General features: G+C 43.4%; 24 protein-coding genes. 8 read left to right on the top strand and 16 right to left on the bottom strand.

The genetic code is table 11. The annotated features are described in order from the left end of the window. Positions 1-19: 19 nt before the first annotated feature. The 9 genes from FRZ54_RS22285 to FRZ54_RS22245 all read right to left on the bottom strand — a co-directional run bounded on the left by FRZ54_RS22285 (position 20) and on the right by FRZ54_RS22245 (position 6,957). Entirely contained in the window at positions 20-724 is a 705-nt protein-coding gene (locus FRZ54_RS22285; RefSeq protein WP_147034013.1) for a L,D-transpeptidase family protein, read from the bottom strand. Between the two features lie 202 nt (positions 725-926). Continuing rightward, a complete protein-coding gene (locus FRZ54_RS22280; protein ID WP_147034012.1) occupies positions 927-1,673 on the bottom strand; it encodes a LytR/AlgR family response regulator transcription factor in 747 nt (248 codons plus the stop codon). Continuing rightward, a complete protein-coding gene (locus FRZ54_RS22275; RefSeq protein WP_187359696.1) occupies positions 1,673-2,704 on the bottom strand; it encodes a sensor histidine kinase in 1,032 nt (343 codons plus the stop codon). The genes FRZ54_RS22280 and FRZ54_RS22275 overlap by 1 nt, the downstream gene beginning before the upstream one ends. A 25-nt stretch (positions 2,705-2,729) precedes the next feature. Then, positions 2,730-3,593, bottom strand: a complete 864-nt coding sequence (locus FRZ54_RS22270) for a LiaF transmembrane domain-containing protein (protein WP_147034011.1) — start codon at positions 3,591-3,593, stop codon at positions 2,730-2,732. 227 nt (positions 3,594-3,820) lie between these two features. Next, complete coding sequence (locus tag FRZ54_RS22265; RefSeq protein ID WP_147034010.1) at positions 3,821-4,168, bottom strand: LiaF transmembrane domain-containing protein; 348 nt, start codon at positions 4,166-4,168, stop codon at positions 3,821-3,823. 152 nt (positions 4,169-4,320) lie between these two features. Then, on the bottom strand, positions 4,321-4,689 hold the full coding sequence (locus FRZ54_RS22260; RefSeq protein ID WP_147034009.1) for a type II toxin-antitoxin system VapC family toxin: 369 nt from the start codon (positions 4,687-4,689) through the stop codon (positions 4,321-4,323). 12 nt (positions 4,690-4,701) lie between these two features. Next, positions 4,702-4,920, bottom strand: coding sequence for a hypothetical protein (locus FRZ54_RS22255; RefSeq protein ID WP_147034008.1), 219 nt, complete (start codon positions 4,918-4,920; stop codon positions 4,702-4,704). A 101-nt stretch (positions 4,921-5,021) separates the two neighbouring features. After that, positions 5,022-6,098, bottom strand: a complete 1,077-nt coding sequence (locus FRZ54_RS22250) for an agmatine deiminase family protein (protein ID WP_147034007.1) — start codon at positions 6,096-6,098, stop codon at positions 5,022-5,024. Continuing rightward, entirely contained in the window at positions 6,088-6,957 is an 870-nt protein-coding gene (locus tag FRZ54_RS22245) for a carbon-nitrogen hydrolase (RefSeq protein WP_147034006.1), read from the bottom strand. Before FRZ54_RS22245 ends, FRZ54_RS22250 begins: the two co-directional genes overlap by 11 nt. A 180-nt stretch (positions 6,958-7,137) precedes the next feature. Here FRZ54_RS22245 and FRZ54_RS22240 point away from each other — a divergent pair, with 180 nt between their 5' ends. From FRZ54_RS22240 to FRZ54_RS22225, 4 genes are all read left to right on the top strand, one after another. Continuing rightward, complete coding sequence (locus FRZ54_RS22240; protein WP_147034005.1) at positions 7,138-8,109, top strand: lysylphosphatidylglycerol synthase transmembrane domain-containing protein; 972 nt, start codon at positions 7,138-7,140, stop codon at positions 8,107-8,109. A 61-nt stretch (positions 8,110-8,170) separates the two neighbouring features. Continuing rightward, positions 8,171-9,937 (top strand): aromatic amino acid hydroxylase, encoded by a 1,767-nt coding sequence (locus FRZ54_RS22235; RefSeq protein WP_147034004.1) that lies wholly within the window; start codon positions 8,171-8,173, stop codon positions 9,935-9,937. Positions 9,938-9,960: 23 nt separating this feature from the next. Further along, positions 9,961-10,665: an SDR family NAD(P)-dependent oxidoreductase gene (locus FRZ54_RS22230; protein WP_147034003.1), complete on the top strand. Its 705-nt coding sequence runs from the start codon at positions 9,961-9,963 to the stop codon at positions 10,663-10,665. Positions 10,666-10,736: 71 nt separating this feature from the next. Beyond that, the gene (locus tag FRZ54_RS22225) at positions 10,737-12,161 is read left to right on the top strand and encodes a PAS domain-containing protein (protein ID WP_147034002.1); all 1,425 of its coding nucleotides are present in this window, start codon (positions 10,737-10,739) and stop codon (positions 12,159-12,161) included. Positions 12,162-12,172: 11 nt separating this feature from the next. Here FRZ54_RS22225 and FRZ54_RS22220 read toward each other — a convergent pair whose 3' ends face one another. Both FRZ54_RS22220 and FRZ54_RS22215 read right to left on the bottom strand, forming a co-directional pair. Further along, positions 12,173-12,451, bottom strand: a complete 279-nt coding sequence (locus FRZ54_RS22220; RefSeq protein WP_147034001.1) for a hypothetical protein — start codon at positions 12,449-12,451, stop codon at positions 12,173-12,175. A gap of 133 nt (positions 12,452-12,584) precedes the next feature. Beyond that, positions 12,585-12,929, bottom strand: a complete 345-nt coding sequence (locus FRZ54_RS22215; protein WP_147034000.1) for a single-stranded DNA-binding protein — start codon at positions 12,927-12,929, stop codon at positions 12,585-12,587. A 220-nt stretch (positions 12,930-13,149) separates the two neighbouring features. On the opposite strand from FRZ54_RS22215, the gene FRZ54_RS22210 reads away from it, so the two are divergent. Then, positions 13,150-13,887 carry a hypothetical protein gene (locus FRZ54_RS22210; protein ID WP_147033999.1) on the top strand — a complete coding sequence of 246 codons (738 nt, stop codon included), beginning with the start codon at positions 13,150-13,152 and terminating at the stop codon, positions 13,885-13,887. A gap of 296 nt (positions 13,888-14,183) precedes the next feature. Here the strand turns inward: FRZ54_RS22210 and FRZ54_RS22205 are convergent, their stop codons facing one another. The 4 genes from FRZ54_RS22205 to FRZ54_RS22190 form a co-directional block, all read right to left on the bottom strand. Continuing rightward, on the bottom strand, positions 14,184-15,158 hold the full coding sequence (locus tag FRZ54_RS22205) for an IS1595 family transposase (RefSeq protein ID WP_147033998.1): 975 nt from the start codon (positions 15,156-15,158) through the stop codon (positions 14,184-14,186). Between the two features lie 282 nt (positions 15,159-15,440). Continuing rightward, the gene (locus FRZ54_RS22200) at positions 15,441-15,737 is read right to left on the bottom strand and encodes a hypothetical protein (protein ID WP_147033997.1); all 297 of its coding nucleotides are present in this window, start codon (positions 15,735-15,737) and stop codon (positions 15,441-15,443) included. Further along, entirely contained in the window at positions 15,734-16,111 is a 378-nt protein-coding gene (locus FRZ54_RS22195) for a hypothetical protein (RefSeq protein ID WP_147033996.1), read from the bottom strand. The genes FRZ54_RS22200 and FRZ54_RS22195 overlap by 4 nt, the downstream gene beginning before the upstream one ends. 312 nt (positions 16,112-16,423) lie before the next feature. Then, positions 16,424-16,852 carry a hypothetical protein gene (locus FRZ54_RS22190; protein WP_147033995.1) on the bottom strand — a complete coding sequence of 143 codons (429 nt, stop codon included), beginning with the start codon at positions 16,850-16,852 and terminating at the stop codon, positions 16,424-16,426. 163 nt (positions 16,853-17,015) lie between these two features. Between FRZ54_RS22190 and FRZ54_RS22185 the strand changes: the two genes are divergently transcribed. Continuing rightward, a complete protein-coding gene (locus tag FRZ54_RS22185; protein WP_147033994.1) occupies positions 17,016-17,378 on the top strand; it encodes a hypothetical protein in 363 nt (120 codons plus the stop codon). A 6-nt stretch (positions 17,379-17,384) separates the two neighbouring features. Here FRZ54_RS22185 and FRZ54_RS22180 read toward each other — a convergent pair whose 3' ends face one another. Continuing rightward, entirely contained in the window at positions 17,385-18,581 is a 1,197-nt protein-coding gene (locus tag FRZ54_RS22180; protein WP_147033993.1) for a cation:proton antiporter domain-containing protein, read from the bottom strand. A 210-nt stretch (positions 18,582-18,791) separates the two neighbouring features. Between FRZ54_RS22180 and namA the strand changes: the two genes are divergently transcribed. Next, a complete protein-coding gene (namA, locus tag FRZ54_RS22175) occupies positions 18,792-19,859 on the top strand; it encodes an NADPH dehydrogenase NamA (protein ID WP_147033992.1) in 1,068 nt (355 codons plus the stop codon). A gap of 108 nt (positions 19,860-19,967) precedes the next feature. Further along, positions 19,968-20,387, top strand: a complete 420-nt coding sequence (locus FRZ54_RS22170; RefSeq protein ID WP_147033991.1) for an OsmC family protein — start codon at positions 19,968-19,970, stop codon at positions 20,385-20,387. The last annotated feature ends 7 nt before the right edge of the window (positions 20,388-20,394 follow it).

Raw genomic sequence — 20,394 nt, 5'->3', positions numbered from 1 at the left:
AGACCAATATTTTGCGTCTCTACCTGAAGGAATAATTCTTATTCACCACACTCACCGCCGGTGGTATATGCGTTTTTTCAAAAATATCATACCCGGGTTTCAAATGTTGCCAGAATGAAACATAAGGGTAAGCGGAGTATTTATCAATATTTGCATTAGTTAGTTTAAAGGGAAATATATTGACATCCACCGATTTTTGTCCGTGTAAAAACGCTTCGTAAACCATCGTATAAATTTCTTCAATCATCTGGTCCGTCATGGCGTAGCAGCCGATGGAGGCGCAATAACCGTGTATCATAATGGCATTGCCGGTGTAACTGCGCGATTGGTCGAATGCATTGGGGTAGCCAACATTCATGGCTAAATGATAGGTGCTAACCGGGTTAAGCTGCGTTGGCGTGATGGTATAGTAACCCTCCGGGCATTTACCGTCGTGGTCTTTGGTTTTGGTGCCGAGGCCGCCGGAATAAGCGCAGATGAGATAGTTCTTGAACAGTTTATATTGCTTGCCCGATTTTACCCAAATCTCTAATATTCCCGGCTCTTTAAATATCCGGATAAATACAGGCTGGTCATTTTTTAACCCCGCAGCCTTAAGATCGCCTTGCAATTTCGGCCATATTTTGGTGCGGATATCCGCAGCGCGTTTACTATCCGGAATGTAAGTTTTCTGATCCGCTGCAAAAAGCAGCGGAATAATTAGGGTGATGAGGAATTTAGGCATGGGTGCTGGTTTATTGTGATGTATAATAAACGCCGTTTGAGTGCCATAATTGTTTTAATAGAAAAAGTCATCCTGAACTTGTTCCAGGGTCCCACAAAGAGATCGCCGGCATACGGGCCATTTAGCATGAGAGGTGCCGAAACAAGTTAGGCATGACCTAATTATAAATTCGAAATTGAACATTCGAAATCCAAAATCAAACTCATATCCCCAGCACCTGCTTCAGCTTGGCATACCCTGTTTTGCTCACCGGTATTTTGGCGCCCGATTTTAGTATAGCAATATGCGCATCCTTTTCGTATGGGTCGATACGGGTGATGTTTTGGATTTTGATGATATAGGAGCGGTGCACACGTACGAAGGTGGATGGATCGAGGGTTTGTTCGAAAAAGCTCATGGTTTTGTTTTTCAGGAATGAACCTTCGGCGGTATGCACACTTACATAATCGTCGTCGGCTTCCAGGTATTCCACGTCATTTACAGGGATGATCTTTACCTTGGTGCCGGTTTTCACCACAATACGTTCGTGCTGCGCGGGCGATTGCGAAGCGGCCTCCAGCAGGCTTTCGGTTTGCCTGGCAGGATGCACCACAGGGGCTTGCGACAGGAATTTTTCAACCGCTTTATGAAACCGGTCGCGGGTAAACGGTTTCAGCAGGTAATCTACAGCGTGGGTTTCAAAAGCTTTAATGGCGTACTCATCAAACGCTGTGGTAAATATCACCGATGGGGCCTGTTCCACCAGCTCCAGCATTTCAAATCCGTTTATTTTCGGCATCTGCACGTCCAGAAACACCAGGTCGGGCTGGTATTGCTGTATGGCTTTCAGGCCCTCAAAGCCATCGCCGCATTCCTGTAATACCTCTATCTGGTCCTTAAAATCCTGCAAATATTCCAGTACAACCATGCGGGCCAAAGGTTCGTCGTCTATCACAAGCGCTCGTTTCATTATTGCGGTATTTTGATTATGGTTGTAAAGATATTATCATCTGCGAAAGTTTCCACCAAATCGGTGCGTGCATATAGCAAATAAAGTCGCCTTTGTACGCCGCTCAAACCAAAACCTGTTCCTTTGCGCGGCCGGGCGGTCTTAGGGTCGTAAGGGTTTTGCACGGTCATAGTCAGGTAGTTGTCCTCAATTTCGGCCCTGATGCTGACCGTTACGCTTTCGGTGGTGTCGTACAAACCAAATTTGATCGCATTTTCGACGATCGGCTGCAAAATCATGGGCGGCAATACGGCCGTGTCGCATTTATCGTCGCAGCTGATCTCCGTTTTTAAACGATGCCCAAACCGCACTTTCTCTATGTCCAAATACAATTGAAGATGCGAAAGTTCATCCGGCAGGGTTACCTGCTGCTGGTCGTCTTTCTTCAGCGTTCCACGTAAAAAGTCGGAAAGCTGGTGTATCATCTTACGTGCCTCATCCGGTTTAAAGCCGATAAGCGCATTGATGGAATTCAAACTGTTAAAAAGGAAGTGCGGCTGCAATTGCTGGCGCAGATTATACAATTCTGCATCGCGGGCCAGCTTTTCGGCTTCGCCTTTACGCTTTTCGTTTTCTTTCTGGTCCAGTTGCGAATACCATATCATACTGATCAGGGCCATCCAGCCTATAGCCAGAAAGTTGGTAAAAAAACGTATGGTTACTGACTGAATATGAAAGTTGGAATATATGTTGTTGCCGATAATGTAAGGCAGAACCCACCGCGCGCCGAAGGTTGCGGCAGCAGTAAGCGCCAGGCACCAGAAAAACAGGTTGATATAACTACCCTTGCCCGGTTGATAATATTTAAGGTTGTTATTGATGAGCCAGCAGGCAGCCCCAAGCAGCAGCGTGCATATTGCCCCATCCATAATGGAGATGTACCACGTAAAACCAAAGGTATGCACCACGTATGTAAGCAGGATGGCCCATACCAGGCCACCTGATACAAACGCGATGCGTATTTTGGAAAATGTTAGTTGCGTGCTTGCCAAAACCTTGGTTTATGTTTTTACTTGCTTAAAAAGTTCTTATTTCGACCCCGGCGAAGATGGACACACCTTCCAGCACGAGTATTTTATTGTTATCGCCTGCACCCACCTTTCTGAGGCGTTTATCATCTACCCCGGCAAATACCGCTGAAAGGTTGGAAATTACCTGCCAGTGCGGCGGAACAATGATCTTGGTGCCCCCGAATAACTGGGTAATGTCCAATACCACCTTGCCGTCGATATCAGCTTGTGTAAGATCGATCTCGGCCCCGCCGAAAATATTGGTAATGTCGCCACCCCTGAAGTTTTTCGAAAGGATCGTTTTTTTAACACCGCCGAATATGGACGTGGCATCCAGGAAATCATCGCCTGTTATAGGGCGCGCGTTCGGATTAACCGGTGGAATATTGCCCGAGGTTTCGTCGTCGGCGGGTGTTTGAGGCTGAGGATCGATGGGCGTGTGGTAATGCTTATCCCATTTTTGCTGCCATTTGTATTCCCATTTTTGCTCCCACTGTTTTTCCCATTTGTTACGGTTTGCACCGGAGTGATTGCGCCTTAATATTATCCATAAGCCTATCATAATGATCATCCCGGGCCATATCAGGTTCCCTATATGCAACCCCGGAATGGCATTGTTCAATGTTCCGGCTAATCCTATAAATACTAATATGAACCATATTGATCTGCGGTAATTATGTTTGGCCCCTATATAAAGCCCGGCTACGATGAGCCAGGTTGGCCACTCCCATATCCAGCCCGGTATCAAAAAGTAGCTGAACTGGCGAACCAGTAATAAACCCCCAATGATCAACAGTACCATTCCGATAATTGCCTTTCCGTTATTGTTAGGTTTATTCTGGTATTCTATATCATTTACATGCTCGCTCATTGTCTATTCTGTCAAAATTAAATCTTATTCAAAACTAAGGTAATACTTAAGGCGAACCTATCAAATATTGGCGATATTATTGAACTAATCGGTAAGGGCGGAAAAATTGTCGGTGAAAAAATTGTCGTATTGTTCGTTTCTGCTTTGGTATTTGTATTTGACTGTTATTACAATAAAAAAGGAGAGGGTTATATGCCTCTCCTTTTGTTGTAAAAGTATATGAATAGTTAGTATTTCAAGTGGTGACGGCCGCGCCTCATGATAAGGTAAACGCCTAAGGCAATAATGCCTATTGGCCATACAAAATCCTCAATGTTCCAATCGGGCAGGGCATCGTCGAGTAAAAAGGCGCCGCCTATAAAAATCAATATTGCCCAGGTCATATTCTGAAAGTTATGTTTGGCACCGCTGTACAGCCCTATTGCTATCAATAACATTGGCCAGCTTAACAGCCAGTCGGGGATATAAAACATGTCGAACTGATCGGCAAGTAGTGCGCATCCAACCAGAACTATAATTGCTCCTGCAACCACTCTGCCATTGCGCCTGTTGGTGTTATCTATAATAGTGTTCATCGTTTTAAGTTTTAAATCTTACTCAAAACTAAAGCGGTATTGAAGTGACGGCAACTGTATATAGGCGATGTATTTGAAGAAGTCGGTAAGGAAAGGGGAATGGTCGGTGAATGAGTAATCCGAGCAAGAGACTTTCAGTATAGAAAGGCATCTCAAACCAATATAACACCGGGTATAAAATCGAAATCTTTTACGTTATAAGTAAAAAGTGGGATTTGATGCACAGACGCGGTTGCGCCGATTATGGCATCAGGAATTTGAAGACCGTGACTCAATTTGAAGTTTTCTATAAGAGAGGTTGCTGTTTTTGAAATAACGGGATCAATTTCAATCACATCGTAATACCGAATCTTTCTTTTTAATTGTGCCAGTTCGGTTTTGTTAGCCATGCCCTGGTAAAGTTCCATCACGGTGATTACAGAAAGTACGATCTGGTCAAGACCTATAGACAATAACTTGTCAATTGTTTCCTGTCTTCCATTAAATGCGTGGATGAAAATATTGGTATCACATAAAACCATTGCGAAGCTTCATTATCGTTGCCAGGCCGTTTTACGAATATTATCCAATGATCTGGGCTTTTCGGCCCACATACCAAACAGCTCCTTTGGATCGATCTTTTTATCGCCTTTAATCAGCAAAGCATTTTCATCAATGGAAATAACTTTAACCGTATTGATTTTAAATGTTTTGAATAAAGCGGATAATTTGTCCAATTCACTTTTACTATCTATTTCGATCGTTATTTTCATAAAAGTTATACAATAGCATAAAGGTACAAGTAATTCTTCAAAAATGAATAATTACCCAATTAGCTGAACTAATGCCTGACTATAAAACGGTAATCCAATATCTACACAGCCGGTTCCTGCTGGCTCAAACAATGAAAGCTGCCCAAACCCCAGATAATATCAGTCGAATCAATGCCGATGACTTTTCTATCGGGGAAGCACTGTATCAGGATATCTAATGCCCGGTCATCGTTTTTGGAGCGATAGGTGGGCACAATAACGGCTGCGTTTGCGATGTAAAAGTTGGCATAGGAAGCCGGCAGGCGCTGTCCATCGTAATAAACAGGGTCGGGCATTGGCAGCTCGATAATATTGAGTTGCTTGCCGCTGAGCAACCGCATGGTTTTAAGCGTTTCGAGGTTTTCCTGCAGGATATGGTAGTTCTCATCCGCCTTGTTTTCCTCTATAACGGTAACTACGGTGTCCCCGTTTACAAAGCGGGTAATATCGTCGATATGGCCGTCGGTATCGTCGCCTATAATACCGTCGTCAAGCCATAATACCTGCTGAACACCATAATAATTTTGAAGATAGTCCTCAATTTGCTGCTGGTTCAGTTGCGGGTTGCGGTTTTTATTGAGCAGGCAGGCGGTGGTGGTTAAAACGGTTCCTTTTCCATTAAAATCGACCGATCCCCCTTCCATTACAATGCCCGGATGGTAAACCGGCAGACCGAAATGCTGCGCAATTTTAGTTGGGATGACATCGTCAAAGTCGTAGGGCGGATATTTATCGCCCCAGGCGTTATAGCCCCAGTCAACGATCACTTTTTGTTTGGTTTCCGGGTTGATCAAAAACGCCGGACCGTGGTCGCGGCACCAGGCATCGTTGGTGGGGAAATTGAAAAACTCAATTTTTGTCAGATCGGCGCCCGCGGCAGATAATTGTTCTTTGGCAAAGGCCATCATGGTATCATTAATAACATTGATGCGCACCAATTCGCCTTTGGCAACTTCTTTTACAAATTCCGCATAGCGGCTATAGATCATACCGATCTTACCGGGCCACGATTCTTCCTTGTGCGGCCAGCTGAGCCAGGTAGCTGTATGCGGCGCCCATTCGGCGGGGAAGTGGAAGCCTTTTGCCTTCGGCAAGTCCGAAAGTCCGAAAGTCCGAAAGTCCGAAAGATTATTGTTCATCAATCAGGCGCTTAGTAATTGGCTGGTATGAATCGATACGGCGGTCTCTCAAAAACGGCCAGTGTGTACGATAATGATCTGTCTTACCCAAGTCTATTTCTTGTACAATTACCTCTTCATCGGTATGGGAAGCCTGGTAAAGTATGGTGCCAAATGGATTTGATATAAATGATCCTCCCCAAAACTTCAGTTCTTCTTCCTGTCCCACACGGTTCACGCTTACAACGTGTACGCCGTTTGCTACCGAATGCGAGCGCTGGATAGTTTGCCAGGCGTTGTATTGTTCAACGTTAGTAGCATCGTCCTGGCTGGTAGCCCAGCCGATGGCCGTTGGATAAAACAATATTTCGGCACCCATCAAAGCCGTTATGCGGGCAGCTTCCGGGTACCACTGGTCCCAGCAAATGAGCACCCCAATGGTAGCATATTTGGTTTTGAAAACTTTATAGCCCAGGTCGCCCGGCGTGAAATAGAATTTCTCGTAAAAGCCTGGGTCGTCAGGTATGTGCATTTTGCGGTATTTCCCGAGGTAAGCGCCGTCGGCATCAATTACCGCGGTGGTGTTGTGATAAAGCCCCTGCGCACGTTTTTCAAACAAAGAAGCTACGATTACCACATGCAGTTCTTTAGCTACTTTAGATAGCTCGTCAGTTGATGGGCCGGGGATTGCTTCGGCAAGCTTAAAGTTGTCGTAATTCTCCACGTCGCAGAAATACAGCGAAGTAAAGAGCTCCTGCAAGCAAACTATCTGAGCCCCTTTTTCAGCAGCTTCGCGCACTTTAACAATTGCCTTATCCAGGTTCTGCTGCTTATCTGCTGTGCACGACATCTGCACCAAACCAACCTTAACTTTTGCCATGCGCTTTAAAATTTGCGCAAAGTTAATTATTTTGATTACACCGATTGGTCCGGTTTGCGCTGAATTGTATTCTTCATCAAAATTTAACATCCGGCAGACACGTGCGTCCCTGGCACAAAATAATCGGTGAAATCATTGTATAGTAATCTGTGAAATCAAAATCTTACTTTTGCAGCCGAAATGACTGAAATAGAAGAGATAGTCGAAGATAACCCGAATCCGCGCACCTGGAAACATAAGGTTTGGAACGTTACCAAACTTATTTTAAAACTTGCAGTCACTTCGGCCCTGCTGTATTATGTATTCAGCAAGCAGCCAATCAGCGAAATAAAAGACAGGTTATTTCACGCCAACTATTGGTGGATGTTTGCAGGGGTCATCGTCTACTTCTTTTCGATGGTAGCATCTGCATGGAGGCTTATGAGTTTTTTCAAATCCATTAACCTCAGACTGGATACCCGTTTCAATTTTCGCCTGTACTTACTCGGTATCTTTTACAACCTTTTACTTCCGGGCGGCATAGGCGGGGATGGGTACAAGATATATTTACTGCATAAAACCTATAAACTGCCCGCCAAAAGAGTGTTTTGGGCGATAGCGTTCGACCGGTTAAGCGGCTTGTGGGCCATCGGGTTGATCGTCGTCACGCTGACCATATTTATCCCGCAGATACAGGAGCAGATACACCTGGCTATTCCAATGGCGGCTTTTTTGCTTGGGTCGATTATTTATTACGTCGTTGTAAAGATATTTTTCAAGGATTTTACCAGGCATTTTTTCAAAGGGCACGCCAAGGCAGTAATTGTTCAGTCGTTACAGGTACTTACCATCCTCTGTGTACTTATGGGGCAGGATTTTCACGGTAAATTTGCGCCTTATTTACTGTCTTTTCTAATCTCGGCTTTGGCAGCAGTTGTACCCATTACCTTTGGAGGTGCAGGAGCGCGGGAAGCCATTTTTGCCCGGCTTTCCCCGATATTTCACATGAATGTTGGTTTGGCAGTTTTCCTGAGCGTTTCTTTTTACCTTACCTCACTTATCGTAGCTATGCTTGGCCTTTATTATGTCATTCGGCCGAAGCGTCTCGAGGAGGGGCTGCCTTCCATAGGTGTTAACGAAAACGGTAATGTTGAAAACAGCCAGGCCGAATAGCTGCAAACCTTTCCAACCAAATTCCTAATTTTACGTTCTCTTAATAAACCAACTGAACGTAATGAGCCGTTTTAATGATTTTAATAACCCGCAGGTTGCGGCGCTGCCTTCCCATTTAAAACAATTTATAGTCGACCAGCACTACGAGCATTATACGCCTATCGATCACGCCGTATGGCGCTATGTGATGAGGCAAAACTACAGTTACCTTAAAGATGTTGCCTATTACCCATATATACCAGGGTTACTAAAGGCCGGCCTGACCATCGAAAAGATCCCGAGCCTGCAGGAAATGAACGATGCGCTCGGCAAGATAGGCTGGGGAGCGGTTACGGTAGATGGTTTTATACCGCCGGCTGCCTTTATGGAATACCAGGCATATCGCGTACTGGTGATAGCGGCCGATATACGCCAGTTGAAACACATTGAATACACGCCTGCTCCAGATATTATCCACGAATCAGCCGGTCATGCGCCTATCATAGCCGATAAGGATTACCATGAATACCTGAGCTATTTCGGTTCGATAGGGGCGAAGGCTATGTTTTCGGCGCAGGATTTTGAATTGTACGAGGCCATCAGGTCGTTGTCCATTTTAAAAGAGATGCCTGATGCCGATGCGGAAGAAATAAGGAAGGCAGAAGAATTATTGGCTTACCGGCAGGAAAATATGGGCGAACCATCCGAAATGGCTTTGTTGAGCCGCCTGCATTGGTGGACAGTTGAATACGGCTTGATAGGAAACCTGGAGAACCCAAAGATATACGGCGCCGGTTTACTTTCTTCCATAGGCGAAAGCTCGACCTGCATGAAAAGTGATGTGAAAAAACTATGGTATAATAAATACGCCGTAAATTATCCTTATGATATCACCAAGCCACAGCCGCAACTTTTTGTTACCGACACGTTTCAAAACCTGATAGATGTTTTGGAGGAGTTTGCCAATACCATGTCCTTCAGGGTGGGAGGGATATACGGCCTGCAAAAAGCCGTAGAAAGTAAAAATACCTGTACCGTGGTTTATAGTTCTGGTTTGCAGGTTTCTGGGGTGATCTCAGAGTTTAAGAAATATGGCGATCAGCCAGCTTTTATAAAAACATCAGGGCCAACAATGCTGTCCCATAATAATAAACAGTTAAAGGGTCACGGAAAGGATCACCACCACGATGGGTTTAGTTCACCCGTCGGAAAATTGAAAGGATTCTCAACGTCATTAGAAGAAATGTCTTTGGCTGATATCGGTATTGAACAAGGCAAGCAAACCGATCTGGAATTTGAAAGCGGTATCAAAGTAAGCGGCATTGTAAAGAACATAATCGTTAATAATGAAAAGATCCAGGTGATCGCTTTCGAAGACTGTACTGTAAAAGATCCAGAGGGGGAAATACTGTTCAGTCCAGCCTGGGGAGATTACGATATGGCTGTCGGCGAAAGGATAATCTCAGTCTTTTGCGGCGCGGCAGATAAAGAAGCTTTCGAGGAGATACCACCAAAGTCCAACACAGCCACCCATCATGTGCACTATGACCCCCGGACTATAGAATTGCACAAGTTATATCAGCAGGTTCGCAACCGCCGGCACAATGGCGGCGATTATGGGTTTTTGGGCAACGTATGGATGATGCTGCAAAAAAATCATCACGATGACTGGCTTTGCGCGCTCGAGATACTGGAAATACTGGATCATGAGAATACAGAACCTTCGGTGGCCAGGGAGATCAAAACGTTCCTGGAAACGAGGGCTGCTAATGAGCCAGAATTAACCAAGCTCATTAATGACGGCCTCTACCTGATAAAACACCCGGTTGAGCAGAAGCTGGTGGTGTAGGAAATTTAATACCTTAGCGTAGTATGAACATCATTATAACAGGCGCAAGCAGCGGTGTGGGGTTTGAGGCGGTATTGGAACTGATCTTGTCTGATCAGCATAAAGTAATAGCTCTTGCGCGCTCCGAAGATAAACTGGGCCGACTGGCCGAAATAGCGCAGGGGTTAAACCCCGATTGTGAGCTTTATCCGATCGCCTTCGATATTGTGCACGATGATTACGCAGGCCTTTTGCAGTTTATCGCGAGCCGCCTTGATAACCGGGTGGATATCCTGGTTAACAATGCAGGCCAACTGATCAACAAGCCTTTTCCCGAACTGGAGGAGAGTGATTTTGTGGAGATGCTGCAAAACAATTTTATCGGGCACGTCCGCATGATCCAGAGCCTGTTGGGATTGATGCCTGCAAATGCCCATATCCTCAACATTGGCAGCATGGGAGCTTACCAGGGGAGTTCAAAATTCGCCGGACTGTCCGCTTACTCGGCAAGCAAAGCCGCCCTTCATACCTTGACCGAATGCTTGGCACAGGAGTTAACTGACAGGCAAATAAAAGTGAACTGCCTGGCGCTTGGCTCGGCGCAGACAGAGATGCTCGAAAAAGCTTTCCCGGGCTACGAGTCGCCTGTACTTGCTTTCGAAATGGGCAAATATATAGCCGATTTTGCTTTGACGGGTCATAAGTTCTTTAACGGGAAAATATTGCCGGTAGCCGTTACCACGCCCTGAAATTATATATTATTACCGTTGCATAATAAGTAATCTATTATTGTATATTTACTAATAATAAATAGCTTGCTATGGACGAACGGCTTGCTTTCCTGTTAAATCATTCTGACGATATATTTTTCGTAGCCGATACCAAGGGGAATATTATTTATACCAATGCTTCCTGGTCGCATTTTACGGAATATAGCAGGGAGGAGTCTGCCGGAAAGAGCCTGGCCGATCTGTCCCATCCCGATGATAGGAACAAACTTGCCGATTTGTTTCAAAGTATTATTTCACTCCAGAATGCCGAAGGATTTATTTCGAGGCTTGAAGCCAGGAACGGAAGCTTTTTTACTGTAAGTTGGTCGGCTTGTTATGACAAGAAGGAACAACTTATTTATGCATCGGGTATTTACCGCGATGAGGACCTGAATATCCGTAACCCGTACAATATTTCGGATAAAGTACAGCATGTACTGGCCAGCCTTACCGAGGGCTTTTTTATGCTCGACCGGCATTGGCGCATTAATGCGTTTAATCCTGCGTTCCAAAAACTGGTAAAAATGACCGGCGACGAGTTGTACGGAGCCGATTTCAGGCTTATAGACCAATTGACAACGACGGAGGAAGTAGTTCCAATGTTTGAAGTTGCCTTTCAAACTAATACGCCTCAGCAGCTTCAATACTATGACAAGCATTGCAAGGGTTGGTTGCGGTTGAACATTTACCCTTACAAAGGTGAACTCATTGTTTTTATCCGGGATATCAGTCACATCAAGATAGAACAACTGATCCTTGAACTGGAAAAAAAGGTATTGCAACTGAATTTTATGGCAGAATACCCGCTTTCGAAAATTGCGGAAAAACTGCTGGTGGGTATCGAAAGTATTTTCCCCGAAATGTATTGTTCGATACTGGAAGTAGACCGGGAGCAGGAAAAAGTGTACCACCTTGCGGCACCCCGTTTGCCACAGGAATACTGCACGGCCATCAACGGCGCCCGGATAGGGCCCAACGCAGGGTCGTGCGGAACAGCAGCATATCACCGGGAACAGGTGGTGGTTAGTGACATTGCCAACAGCCCATTGTGGCAGGACTATAAACAATATATTTTGCCTTATGGCCTTAAAGCATGCTGGTCGACCCCGGTTATCAGTCCTAAGGGGACGCAGGTGCTGGCAACATTCGCCATTTATTATGATACGGAGCGTGAGCCGGGCAAAGATGAACTGCAAATGATAGACCGTACCATAAACATATTGCGTGCATTGATAGAAAGTAAGCGGAACGAAGAACATACCGCCGAACAAACCAGGCGCTTGCAGGATATAGCGGCTATCAGCTCGCATAATATTCGCCGGCCGGTAGCAACCATTATGGGCCTGGTTAACCTGTTTGACCGGAAGAAACTGGATAACCCGCTAAACAGGGATATTATAAGTCATTTAGAAACAACTGCGCTTGAACTGGACGATGTGATCCACATTATTGTGGAGAAGACAATAAATGTTTAAAGTTGCCCCAATTATTTTTTAAGGAACAGGAGCACAATAGCCAGCGTAGCACCTACTTGCCCTATCCAGAAAATAAACATCCATTTGATCGTATCTGCTTTTGACTCACTGATCTCTTTTCGGACAATGCCGATCTCCCGGTGAAGGTCATCCTTTACAAAATAAAGATCATCTTTTGTAGCTAATGCTTTGATGGTTACTTCCACAGATCGTTCTGTTTTACTATCAATATATTTAAACATCGCCTCGGCAGTGTCATTGCCTAATTTGTCGCTCAGCAGTTTATACAACCGGGCGGTTTCGCGTGCCTCTAAGTGGATAACAAATATAATAAATAAGGTTTAAGTTTTTAATTAATCAAAGCAGCCCCGGCAAATACCGGAGACTGCTTCTTCATTATGATGGTTTAGGTTTGGATGCTTTTTATTGTTGCTTTTTCAGGCCGACTTTCAGGAACTCGTTAACAACAACTTCCGTCATGTAACGCTTGTTGCCGTCTTTGTCAACATAACTCCTGCTGGAGAGCTTGCCTTCCACGGCTATCTCATCACCTTTCTTCAGCAGGTCCTCGGCCAGTTTGGCCTGGACACCCCATAATACAAGGTTGTGCCATTGGGTGTCCGTTATGCGCTCGCCCTTATCATTCTTGTAAGTTTCATTAGTGGCGATAGAAATTTTCGCCAGTTTACGGTTGTTATCAAAACTCTTTACTTCGGGGTCCATACCCAGGTTACCAACCAGGCGTACGCTATTCTTTAATGTGCTCATGTTCTTTTAAACTTTAATTTTTCTCTTCGTTTGGTTGAACAAAGTTGCAACGCCACCCAAAACTTACCCGGTTATTAACCGCTTATAGGGCATCTATCCCGCAGTTTAACCCAACAAAACACAAGGCGGTTACAAGTATGGACATACATACCGCTATTATGGCTTGTTTAAGTGAGTATTTGTTGTTAGGTTTATGGGAAACCTTTTAAACCTAACAACAATGAAATACCTAATCGCACTAATCTTTCTCGTTCCCTTTATTGGATATAGTCAAACTTGTATCGTTGCTATTAAACGAAATGATACAATTATGGTAGGTGCGGATAGCAGGGTTTCGCAATCAGGTATTAATATTATAACAAAGCAACCAATAACGCGATATGCTGATACGTCTTGTAAGATAATCTCAAATGGAAATGGTAGTATTAACTTTTCCTTAAGCGGCTATCAGGGAGTTTCGTTAAGGAATTTAGCTAAAAGAATTATAGACACAGCCAAGTCAATAACCGCATTTGAGAAAGCATATCAAACCTCGGTTATTGATTACGTTTTTAATTCTTTTGTTTCGGCAAATAAACATGAAGTTCAGTATCTATTAAAAAGATATAAGGTAGGTTACGCGATAACGGACTGTGTTGTATTTGGTAGGGAACAAGATACGATGATATTGCATTATTTAGCTTTAAGAAGAAAGGTAACTGACACGCTATCTATTGACCTCGAATGGGGTAGACAAGACAAAGTAGATAGCGTAGCTTTTGGTGAATGGAAAGAAATTTCTGACAACCACCTATGGAGTAATAGAGAAGTATGGAAAAATGGGCTTAAAAGCGGCATCGAGTTTTTAATAAACTTCTCACATACATATCATCCCGACCATGTTGGCGGCCCGATTAATGTTTTGATGGTAACAAGAAAAAAAACTATGTGGTTGGACAAAAAGCCACCGTGTTATTAAAATTCAGGTCTAAACCATATTAATGAGTCCCGATTGCCTTTAAACTCGATCAGTTTATGATAATGGTAAAAATAAGGCGTGTTTGGCTTTAAACTCCGGGTAGAACAACACCCAAACAAGCAGAATAAAATCAATATTATCACATATTTCACACATATAAGTTACTGAATATAAGTGAATTAAACAAGAAAATAGCCTTTTATTTTTGACTATTTTCTGTTTTATTTGGCTGTGAGAGTATGCCCATAGCTTGTTCAAAAGACACACCTAATCCGTCAATTACCTGTTTATCCGTCTTAGGCTTTTTTGGTTTGTCCTTTGTCTTTTTGTTTCCCTGTGAGCGTGGCATAATCAATCCTGTGGTTAGACAAAGATATTAATTTATCAAACCTTTGCGCCTCTGTAATTTCACGGCTGTTAAACCTGAAAGCAAACTCCTCAAGATAATTTTGCACGTGCTTAGTGCTTACAAAATGATATGTACCGTAAATGCCACGTTTGAGCAAACTCCAAAAGTTTTCAATCGTATTGGTATGAACTTCCCCGCGTACATATTCACGCACGATGTGTTTAATACTTTGATGCTCATAAACACGACCTGCATTAACGTAGGCTAAATGCTCGTCCGTCATTAACTTGCTGCCCTGATGTACGTTTTTGATCAAAAATGGTATTAGTGTGTACACGCTCGTTTTTTCCACCGCTTCAACTTTTACCTTTCCGCTACGTTCCACAGCCCCGGCAATGACAATCTTTTTGTAACCGTCCTTTTGCGCTAACAGCCTTTTGCTTTTGTGCATGTTTTGAGGCTTGCCACCCAAATAACACTCGTCAGCTTCAACAACCTTGTCGCCACCTAATTTGGTGACGGTGTTAAAGGATTGCATTTTAAAAGCGTTCCTTACACGCTGCATCATAAACCATGCAGTCTTTTGAGTTACGCCAATATTCCGGCTAACCTGTACGCTACTGATACCCTTGCGATGGGTAGACATTATGAATATTGCCATAAACCATTTAGCCAATGGCACAGTAGAATTTTCAAATATAGTGCCTTTGATTGCGCTGAAATGCTTGCGGCACTTAGCACACTTGTAACGCTTGTTAGCCCCTTTCAATTCGTAAACATGCTCATGCTCACAGAAAGCACATTTAGGCTTGCCGTTCCAACGTAATTGAGTTATGTACTCAATACAAGTGGCTTTGTCCTGAAAGTGTATCGCTATATCATTGATAGTGCGAAATGGTAGTGCTTTGCCTAAAGGTTGCATAGTTGTTAGTTTATAACTGTGAACTAATAAGTCAAAAAAATATCACTTTTTAAGTGATGGAAATTTTTGAGTGTCTATAAATTGTACCCCGTCAATTGTAACGGCTTGTAGTTTGTTTTCTTTAACCAGTTTGTAAATATATGACGGTGTAACATGGTTACCCAGCGCATAATTCTTAATGGTTTTTAAGAAATCCAATTGCATGAAACAAATGTATGTAATTTAGTTGACAGTTGCAAACTTATAACAAATTATTTATAAAAAAACCTCCGTTAAGAGGTTTTAATTTTCTTGTGGAACAAAATAACCGCCGTCTTTCCAGTTGCGGTTATCTACATACCATTGCATGAGTTCATTTAAAAATCCAAGTCTTAGCGCCGTTGCCGTAGCCTGCATATAAAGGACTGCATTACCTTGTGTCTTCCTAAGATATATTAATCTCTTATGAACAGCTGAGTCACCCTTAACCAGTATAACTATTACATTACCTATCTGCTCCTGGGCTTGTACCTTATCAGAGGCACAAACCAATTGGTAGAAAAACATAAAATCTACGGTAGGGTAATGCGGGTCACTCATATCGCGGTCTGGAGTACGCGCGTGCTTCCTGTATTAATCATAAAATCGTATACAGGTCGTTCCGGGAGCATGTTTAACAATGATTGATTTACTTTGTGCTTTTTAAAGGATTTCCATCCAATAGCCTCAAGTTCATGCTCTAACCCGTTGCCGTGTTTTTCAACCATAATACAAAATGCTTTGAACATATCATCAATGGTCTTATCCACGTCATCCTCACTTTCAACAAATATTGTTGCTCCTCCAAGATGTGGCAGTAATATTTCAATACTACCATCATCTGCTTGCTTAGTCCATGTGGGTATAATGGCTTTTACAGAAATTAAAACGCCATCTTCCCTGAAAATTTCAAAGGTTGGCTCATTTTCTAACATTACAAATACCTCTTTCTTGAGTTGGTAACTTTTTAGTTGGTTTTGGCATTATGTCTATACATTCCGTATAGATTTATTCATAGTCGATTGTAAAAGTTTGTGCAAATATAATACAAAGTGTAAAAATAACACTCAATATTTTGTCATCTTTATATTTTTAAACACAATATAAATATAACTGTTTTACGTAAACTAAAATTGTTTGTTTGGCTCTTTTTTTGACAATTAGACGCATAAAAGGTTTAATCGTTACTCCGTAAATGTAATTACTTTTTTGGTAATGTCAACAATTAATACAAAAAGTGATTTATCTCATATTTTATTGGCTTTCAACTTATACCAATTCTTAGTCCCGACCTTTTCGCCCCCGATTTTCCCGGCATTGAACATGCGACTGGCTGTATAAGTGATTGCAGTTATTACCCGATGCCTGTTTTTTAGTTCCGGGTCGGTATGGATTAGGTAATCCGATATTTCAACAGCCGTTGCCCGTTTCATTTTGCTTAATGCCCATAAAACCTTTTGCTCATTGGTCATGGTCGGGCTGTAACGCTTATCGGCGGCTAAATCCGTGTCCACATCGGTATCGATTGCCATAAGGTCAAACTTATTCATGCCCGACACATCTACCTCCTCAAAAGCCTTAATCGCTATGTCTACCCGCTCCAATTCGAGCGTTAATTTTATCTTTCTTAATCGCAGTTGTGTTAGCACTTGTGCATCGGTTAATTCGTAACTCATTGACTTGCTGATTTAGGGAATTCCAGCACAATATATAAATAAATAATTATTAATAAAATGGTCACTTTCAATGGGTTAAAGTGAGATATAGATGCCGCTTATAGTCGACAATTTCCGTTTGTAAACGTTTGCAAATGGATAAATAATTATTTAGCTTTACTGCATGAGCGAAAGATACTGCCTCGACTGCGGCGAAGTTTTACATGGGCGCGCCGATAAAAAATTTTGTAACGACCAGTGCCGCAATAATTACAACAACCAGTTGAATAGCAGCAGTTATAACATGGTTAGGAACATTAACAATATCCTGAAACGAAACCGCCGCGTAATGGAAGAGCTTAACCCGGGCGGCAAAACAAAAACTACCCGCCAAAAAATGGCTGCAAAAGGTTTTGATTTTGAGTATCATACCCGCACCTATCAAACGCAGAACGGCAAGACCTATCATTTTTGTTATGAATACGGATACCTGCCTTTGGATGGCGACGAGGTTTTGTTGGTGAAGCGGGAAGAAAAGATGGACTAAAGCGGATCATACCTTTTCACTTTCACCTGGCTGCGGCTCTTTCTTTGTCAGCAATAGTCCGACGCTCATGATGATGCTGGTTGCCAGTATCACTACAAAAAGCAATCCTGTCTCTATGCCTTTAATCCTAAGTTCTTTTGGCAGGTTGTAATATAGAAGCACGCTGATCAGGCCGCGTGGTATTAATACCAGTTCAGGCATCAGATCGATCTTAGAAACAAATTTGATATAGAAAAACCGGATGATATAAATGGCCAGCAGTATGGCGCCGCCGGTGGCAAGCAGGGCCCAGTTCTCCAATTGGTAAATGTCCATCGAAAATCCGAACATCACAAAAAAGAACGTCCGCATCAGGAAAGCACTTTCTGCAGAAAGCTGCAATAGCTGTTTCAGATCAAAAGCATAACCGGGGTACAGAAAATTCTTTCGGAACCAGGGTAGCCTGATCTGCCCGGCGTTGTTGAGGAAAAGGCCGAACGATAACACGATTATAAGTGCTGAAAGATGATAGGTTTGACCTATCGAATAAACCAGGATAATGAGTGAAATGATAAGAAAAAATTTGATATGATGCGTGATGCGGCCGATCAGGTATAAAAGCAATACGCACGACGAAGCAGCGAACAGGATGATAATGATCAATTCGATACCCAAACCGCTGAAAGCCTTAATATCGAAACTGGTATTGGATACGGCAAAGTTGAACAGCACAATGGCCAGGATATCGGAAAAGGAAGATTCGTAAATAATGAATTCCCGCTTTTGTTTACTTATGCCCGAGGACGATGGTATAGCTATAGCAGAACTGACCACGCAAAACGGGATAGAATTAAGGAAACAAAGGTAAATATCGCGACCGCTGAGGTAATAGATGATGGTAGTAACAGATGCGCAGGTAACAAGCAAAATGATAAGCGCGGAAAGAAAAGTTTTTTTTATGATACGGTTCTTCTCGGGCGTATACTTCAGTTCAAGTGATCCCTCAAAAACGATTAAAATCAAGCCGAGGGTGCCGAGTGCAGGTAATATCGGTGTAAAATCATAGGTTTTGAATCCAAAATAGTTAACTGCCTGCTTAATGGTTATACCCAAAAACAACAGCAGCAGCACCGAGGGCAACTTAATTTTACCCGCAATAAGATCGAACAGGTACGAAAAAATTACCAGCCCGCTTAAAATGATCAAAGTTGTGTAAGTGGTCAAATCCGGATCGGTAGATTAATAATAGTGTACACATTTCTAATCTAATGCTTTGCTGTTAATTGTTCGTTAACAGCGCAAACATTTTCAGCCCAACAATGGGATTGATAAAAATGTTCGTTGTTTGCCGATTTAAATGATGCCCGCAGGTATTTGACAAAACTGTGAGGTATTCGTGGTGTTACTTTACTTTATTTGCGAAAACAAAATAACATGCCTCATCTTTTTTCTCCTCTTACTATAAAAAGCATCGAATTTAAGAACCGTATTGTAGTTTCGCCGATGTGCGAATATTCCAGCGCCGATGGTTTTGCAAACGATTGGCACCTGGTACACCTTGGGGCATTTGCCGTTGGCGGCGCCTCGTTGGTCATAACGGAAGCTACGGCGGTATCGCCCGAAGGGCGTATCAGTCCGGGTGACCTGGGTATCTGGAAAGATGAACATATCGAAAAGCTAAAGCAGATCACGGACTTTATACACCAGCAGGGAAGCGTTGCCGGCATCCAACTGGCGCATGCCGGCCGCAAGGCAAGTCACGACGTTCCGTGGCAGGGCAGCAAACAGATAAGGTCCGATGCCGCTGGTGGCTGGAAAGCTTTGGCGCCAAGCGCAATTCCGTTTACCGATGCAGAAGAAGCCCCGCAGGAATTGGACAGGGCCGGGATAGAAAAAATAAAAGCCGATTTTAGAGCTGCCGCGATAAGGGCATTAGAAGCTGGCTTTAAAGTGATAGAAATACACGGTGCGCACGGTTATTTGATCCACGAATTTTATTCGCCGTTAAGCAATCAACGCACCGACGATTACGGCGGGACGTTTGAAAACAGGATAAGGCTGTTGCTTGAAATTACAGAGTCTATAAAGGAAGTTTGGCCGGCCGATCTGCCGCTCTTTGTTCGCATATCGTCAACCGACTGGACGGAAGGCGGATGGACAGCTGATGATTCTGTGGCCCTGGCTAAAATATTGAAGGGCAAAGGCATCGACCTGGTGGATTGTTCATCGGGTGGCAACGTGGCGGCGGCTAAAATACCGCTGAAGCCCGGCTACCAGGTTGAATTTGCGGAGAAGGTTAAAAAAGAAGCAGGCGTACTTACCGGCGCTGTCGGGCTGATCACTAAATCGTCGCAGGCCGATGAGATAATTCAAACAGGACAGGCAGATATGGTGTTATTAGCGCGTGAAATGCTTCGCGATCCGCATTTTGCATTGCGGGCGGCACATGAGCTTAGGCACGAAGCAAAGTGGCCGGTACAATACGAACGTGCGAAGTGGTAAGCCAAACCCAATCCCCTTCTGGCAGAAATGTGGGCTTAAATAAGGTAAAATTTAAACGAGTTTAATATTAATTGTCTTAATTTCGGTCAATCTTTAAAACAACAAACTATGAAACGTACAGCAAAAGCACACTGGCATGGCACCTTCAAAGATGGTAAAGGTGAAATCACGACACAAAGTACTACGCTTAACAATACCCAATATTCATTTAAAACAAGATTTGAGCAAGGCGTGGGCACCAATCCCGAAGAGTTGATAGCCGCTGCACATGCCGGATGCTTTACTATGGCAGTTGGCTATGGTCTGTCCGAAGCCGGTTTTACCCCGGGCGACCTGACCACCGAGGCAACGCTCGAACTTGATCTTACCACATTCACCATATCAGGCATTCACCTTGATCTGAAAGCTACACCGATCGAAGGCGTTTCTGAGGAGAAGTTTAAAGAAATTGCAGAAGGCTCAAAAGCAAATTGTATTGTATCAAAGGCCCTTAGCGTGCCAATTACAATGACCTATCAATACGCATAAAAAATTA

This window comes from Mucilaginibacter ginsenosidivorans (assembly GCF_007971025.1).
GTDB classification, from domain to species: domain Bacteria; phylum Bacteroidota; class Bacteroidia; order Sphingobacteriales; family Sphingobacteriaceae; genus Mucilaginibacter; species Mucilaginibacter ginsenosidivorans.
Note: the sequence above shows the minus strand (reverse complement) of the source record. Positions and strands in the feature narration are given on the sequence as shown.

What these genes read in the sequence shown, in the direction of transcription:
- FRZ54_RS22285 (WP_147034013.1), bottom strand. Translation starts at nt 724, where the DNA reads ATGCCTAAATTCCTCATCACCCTAATTATTCCGCTGCTTTTTGCAGCG.
- FRZ54_RS22280 (WP_147034012.1), bottom strand. Translation starts at nt 1,673, where the DNA reads ATGAAACGAGCGCTTGTGATAGACGACGAACCTTTGGCCCGCATGGTT.
- FRZ54_RS22270 (WP_147034011.1), bottom strand. Translation starts at nt 3,593, where the DNA reads ATGAGCGAGCATGTAAATGATATAGAATACCAGAATAAACCTAACAAT.
- FRZ54_RS22265 (WP_147034010.1), bottom strand. Translation starts at nt 4,168, where the DNA reads ATGAACACTATTATAGATAACACCAACAGGCGCAATGGCAGAGTGGTT.
- FRZ54_RS22260 (WP_147034009.1), bottom strand. Translation starts at nt 4,689, where the DNA reads ATGGTTTTATGTGATACCAATATTTTCATCCACGCATTTAATGGAAGA.
- FRZ54_RS22255 (WP_147034008.1), bottom strand. Translation starts at nt 4,920, where the DNA reads ATGAAAATAACGATCGAAATAGATAGTAAAAGTGAATTGGACAAATTA.
- FRZ54_RS22250 (WP_147034007.1), bottom strand. Translation starts at nt 6,098, where the DNA reads ATGAACAATAATCTTTCGGACTTTCGGACTTTCGGACTTTCGGACTTG.
- FRZ54_RS22245 (WP_147034006.1), bottom strand. Translation starts at nt 6,957, where the DNA reads ATGGCAAAAGTTAAGGTTGGTTTGGTGCAGATGTCGTGCACAGCAGAT.
- FRZ54_RS22240 (WP_147034005.1), top strand. Translation starts at nt 7,138, where the DNA reads ATGACTGAAATAGAAGAGATAGTCGAAGATAACCCGAATCCGCGCACC.
- FRZ54_RS22235 (WP_147034004.1), top strand. Translation starts at nt 8,171, where the DNA reads ATGAGCCGTTTTAATGATTTTAATAACCCGCAGGTTGCGGCGCTGCCT.
- FRZ54_RS22230 (WP_147034003.1), top strand. Translation starts at nt 9,961, where the DNA reads ATGAACATCATTATAACAGGCGCAAGCAGCGGTGTGGGGTTTGAGGCG.
- FRZ54_RS22225 (WP_147034002.1), top strand. Translation starts at nt 10,737, where the DNA reads ATGGACGAACGGCTTGCTTTCCTGTTAAATCATTCTGACGATATATTT.
- FRZ54_RS22215 (WP_147034000.1), bottom strand. Translation starts at nt 12,929, where the DNA reads ATGAGCACATTAAAGAATAGCGTACGCCTGGTTGGTAACCTGGGTATG.
- FRZ54_RS22210 (WP_147033999.1), top strand. Translation starts at nt 13,150, where the DNA reads ATGAAATACCTAATCGCACTAATCTTTCTCGTTCCCTTTATTGGATAT.
- FRZ54_RS22205 (WP_147033998.1), bottom strand. Translation starts at nt 15,158, where the DNA reads ATGCAACCTTTAGGCAAAGCACTACCATTTCGCACTATCAATGATATA.
- FRZ54_RS22200 (WP_147033997.1), bottom strand. Translation starts at nt 15,737, where the DNA reads ATGAGTGACCCGCATTACCCTACCGTAGATTTTATGTTTTTCTACCAA.
- FRZ54_RS22195 (WP_147033996.1), bottom strand. Translation starts at nt 16,111, where the DNA reads ATGTTAGAAAATGAGCCAACCTTTGAAATTTTCAGGGAAGATGGCGTT.
- FRZ54_RS22190 (WP_147033995.1), bottom strand. Translation starts at nt 16,852, where the DNA reads ATGAGTTACGAATTAACCGATGCACAAGTGCTAACACAACTGCGATTA.
- FRZ54_RS22185 (WP_147033994.1), top strand. Translation starts at nt 17,016, where the DNA reads ATGAGCGAAAGATACTGCCTCGACTGCGGCGAAGTTTTACATGGGCGC.
- namA (WP_147033992.1), top strand. Translation starts at nt 18,792, where the DNA reads ATGCCTCATCTTTTTTCTCCTCTTACTATAAAAAGCATCGAATTTAAG.
- FRZ54_RS22170 (WP_147033991.1), top strand. Translation starts at nt 19,968, where the DNA reads ATGAAACGTACAGCAAAAGCACACTGGCATGGCACCTTCAAAGATGGT.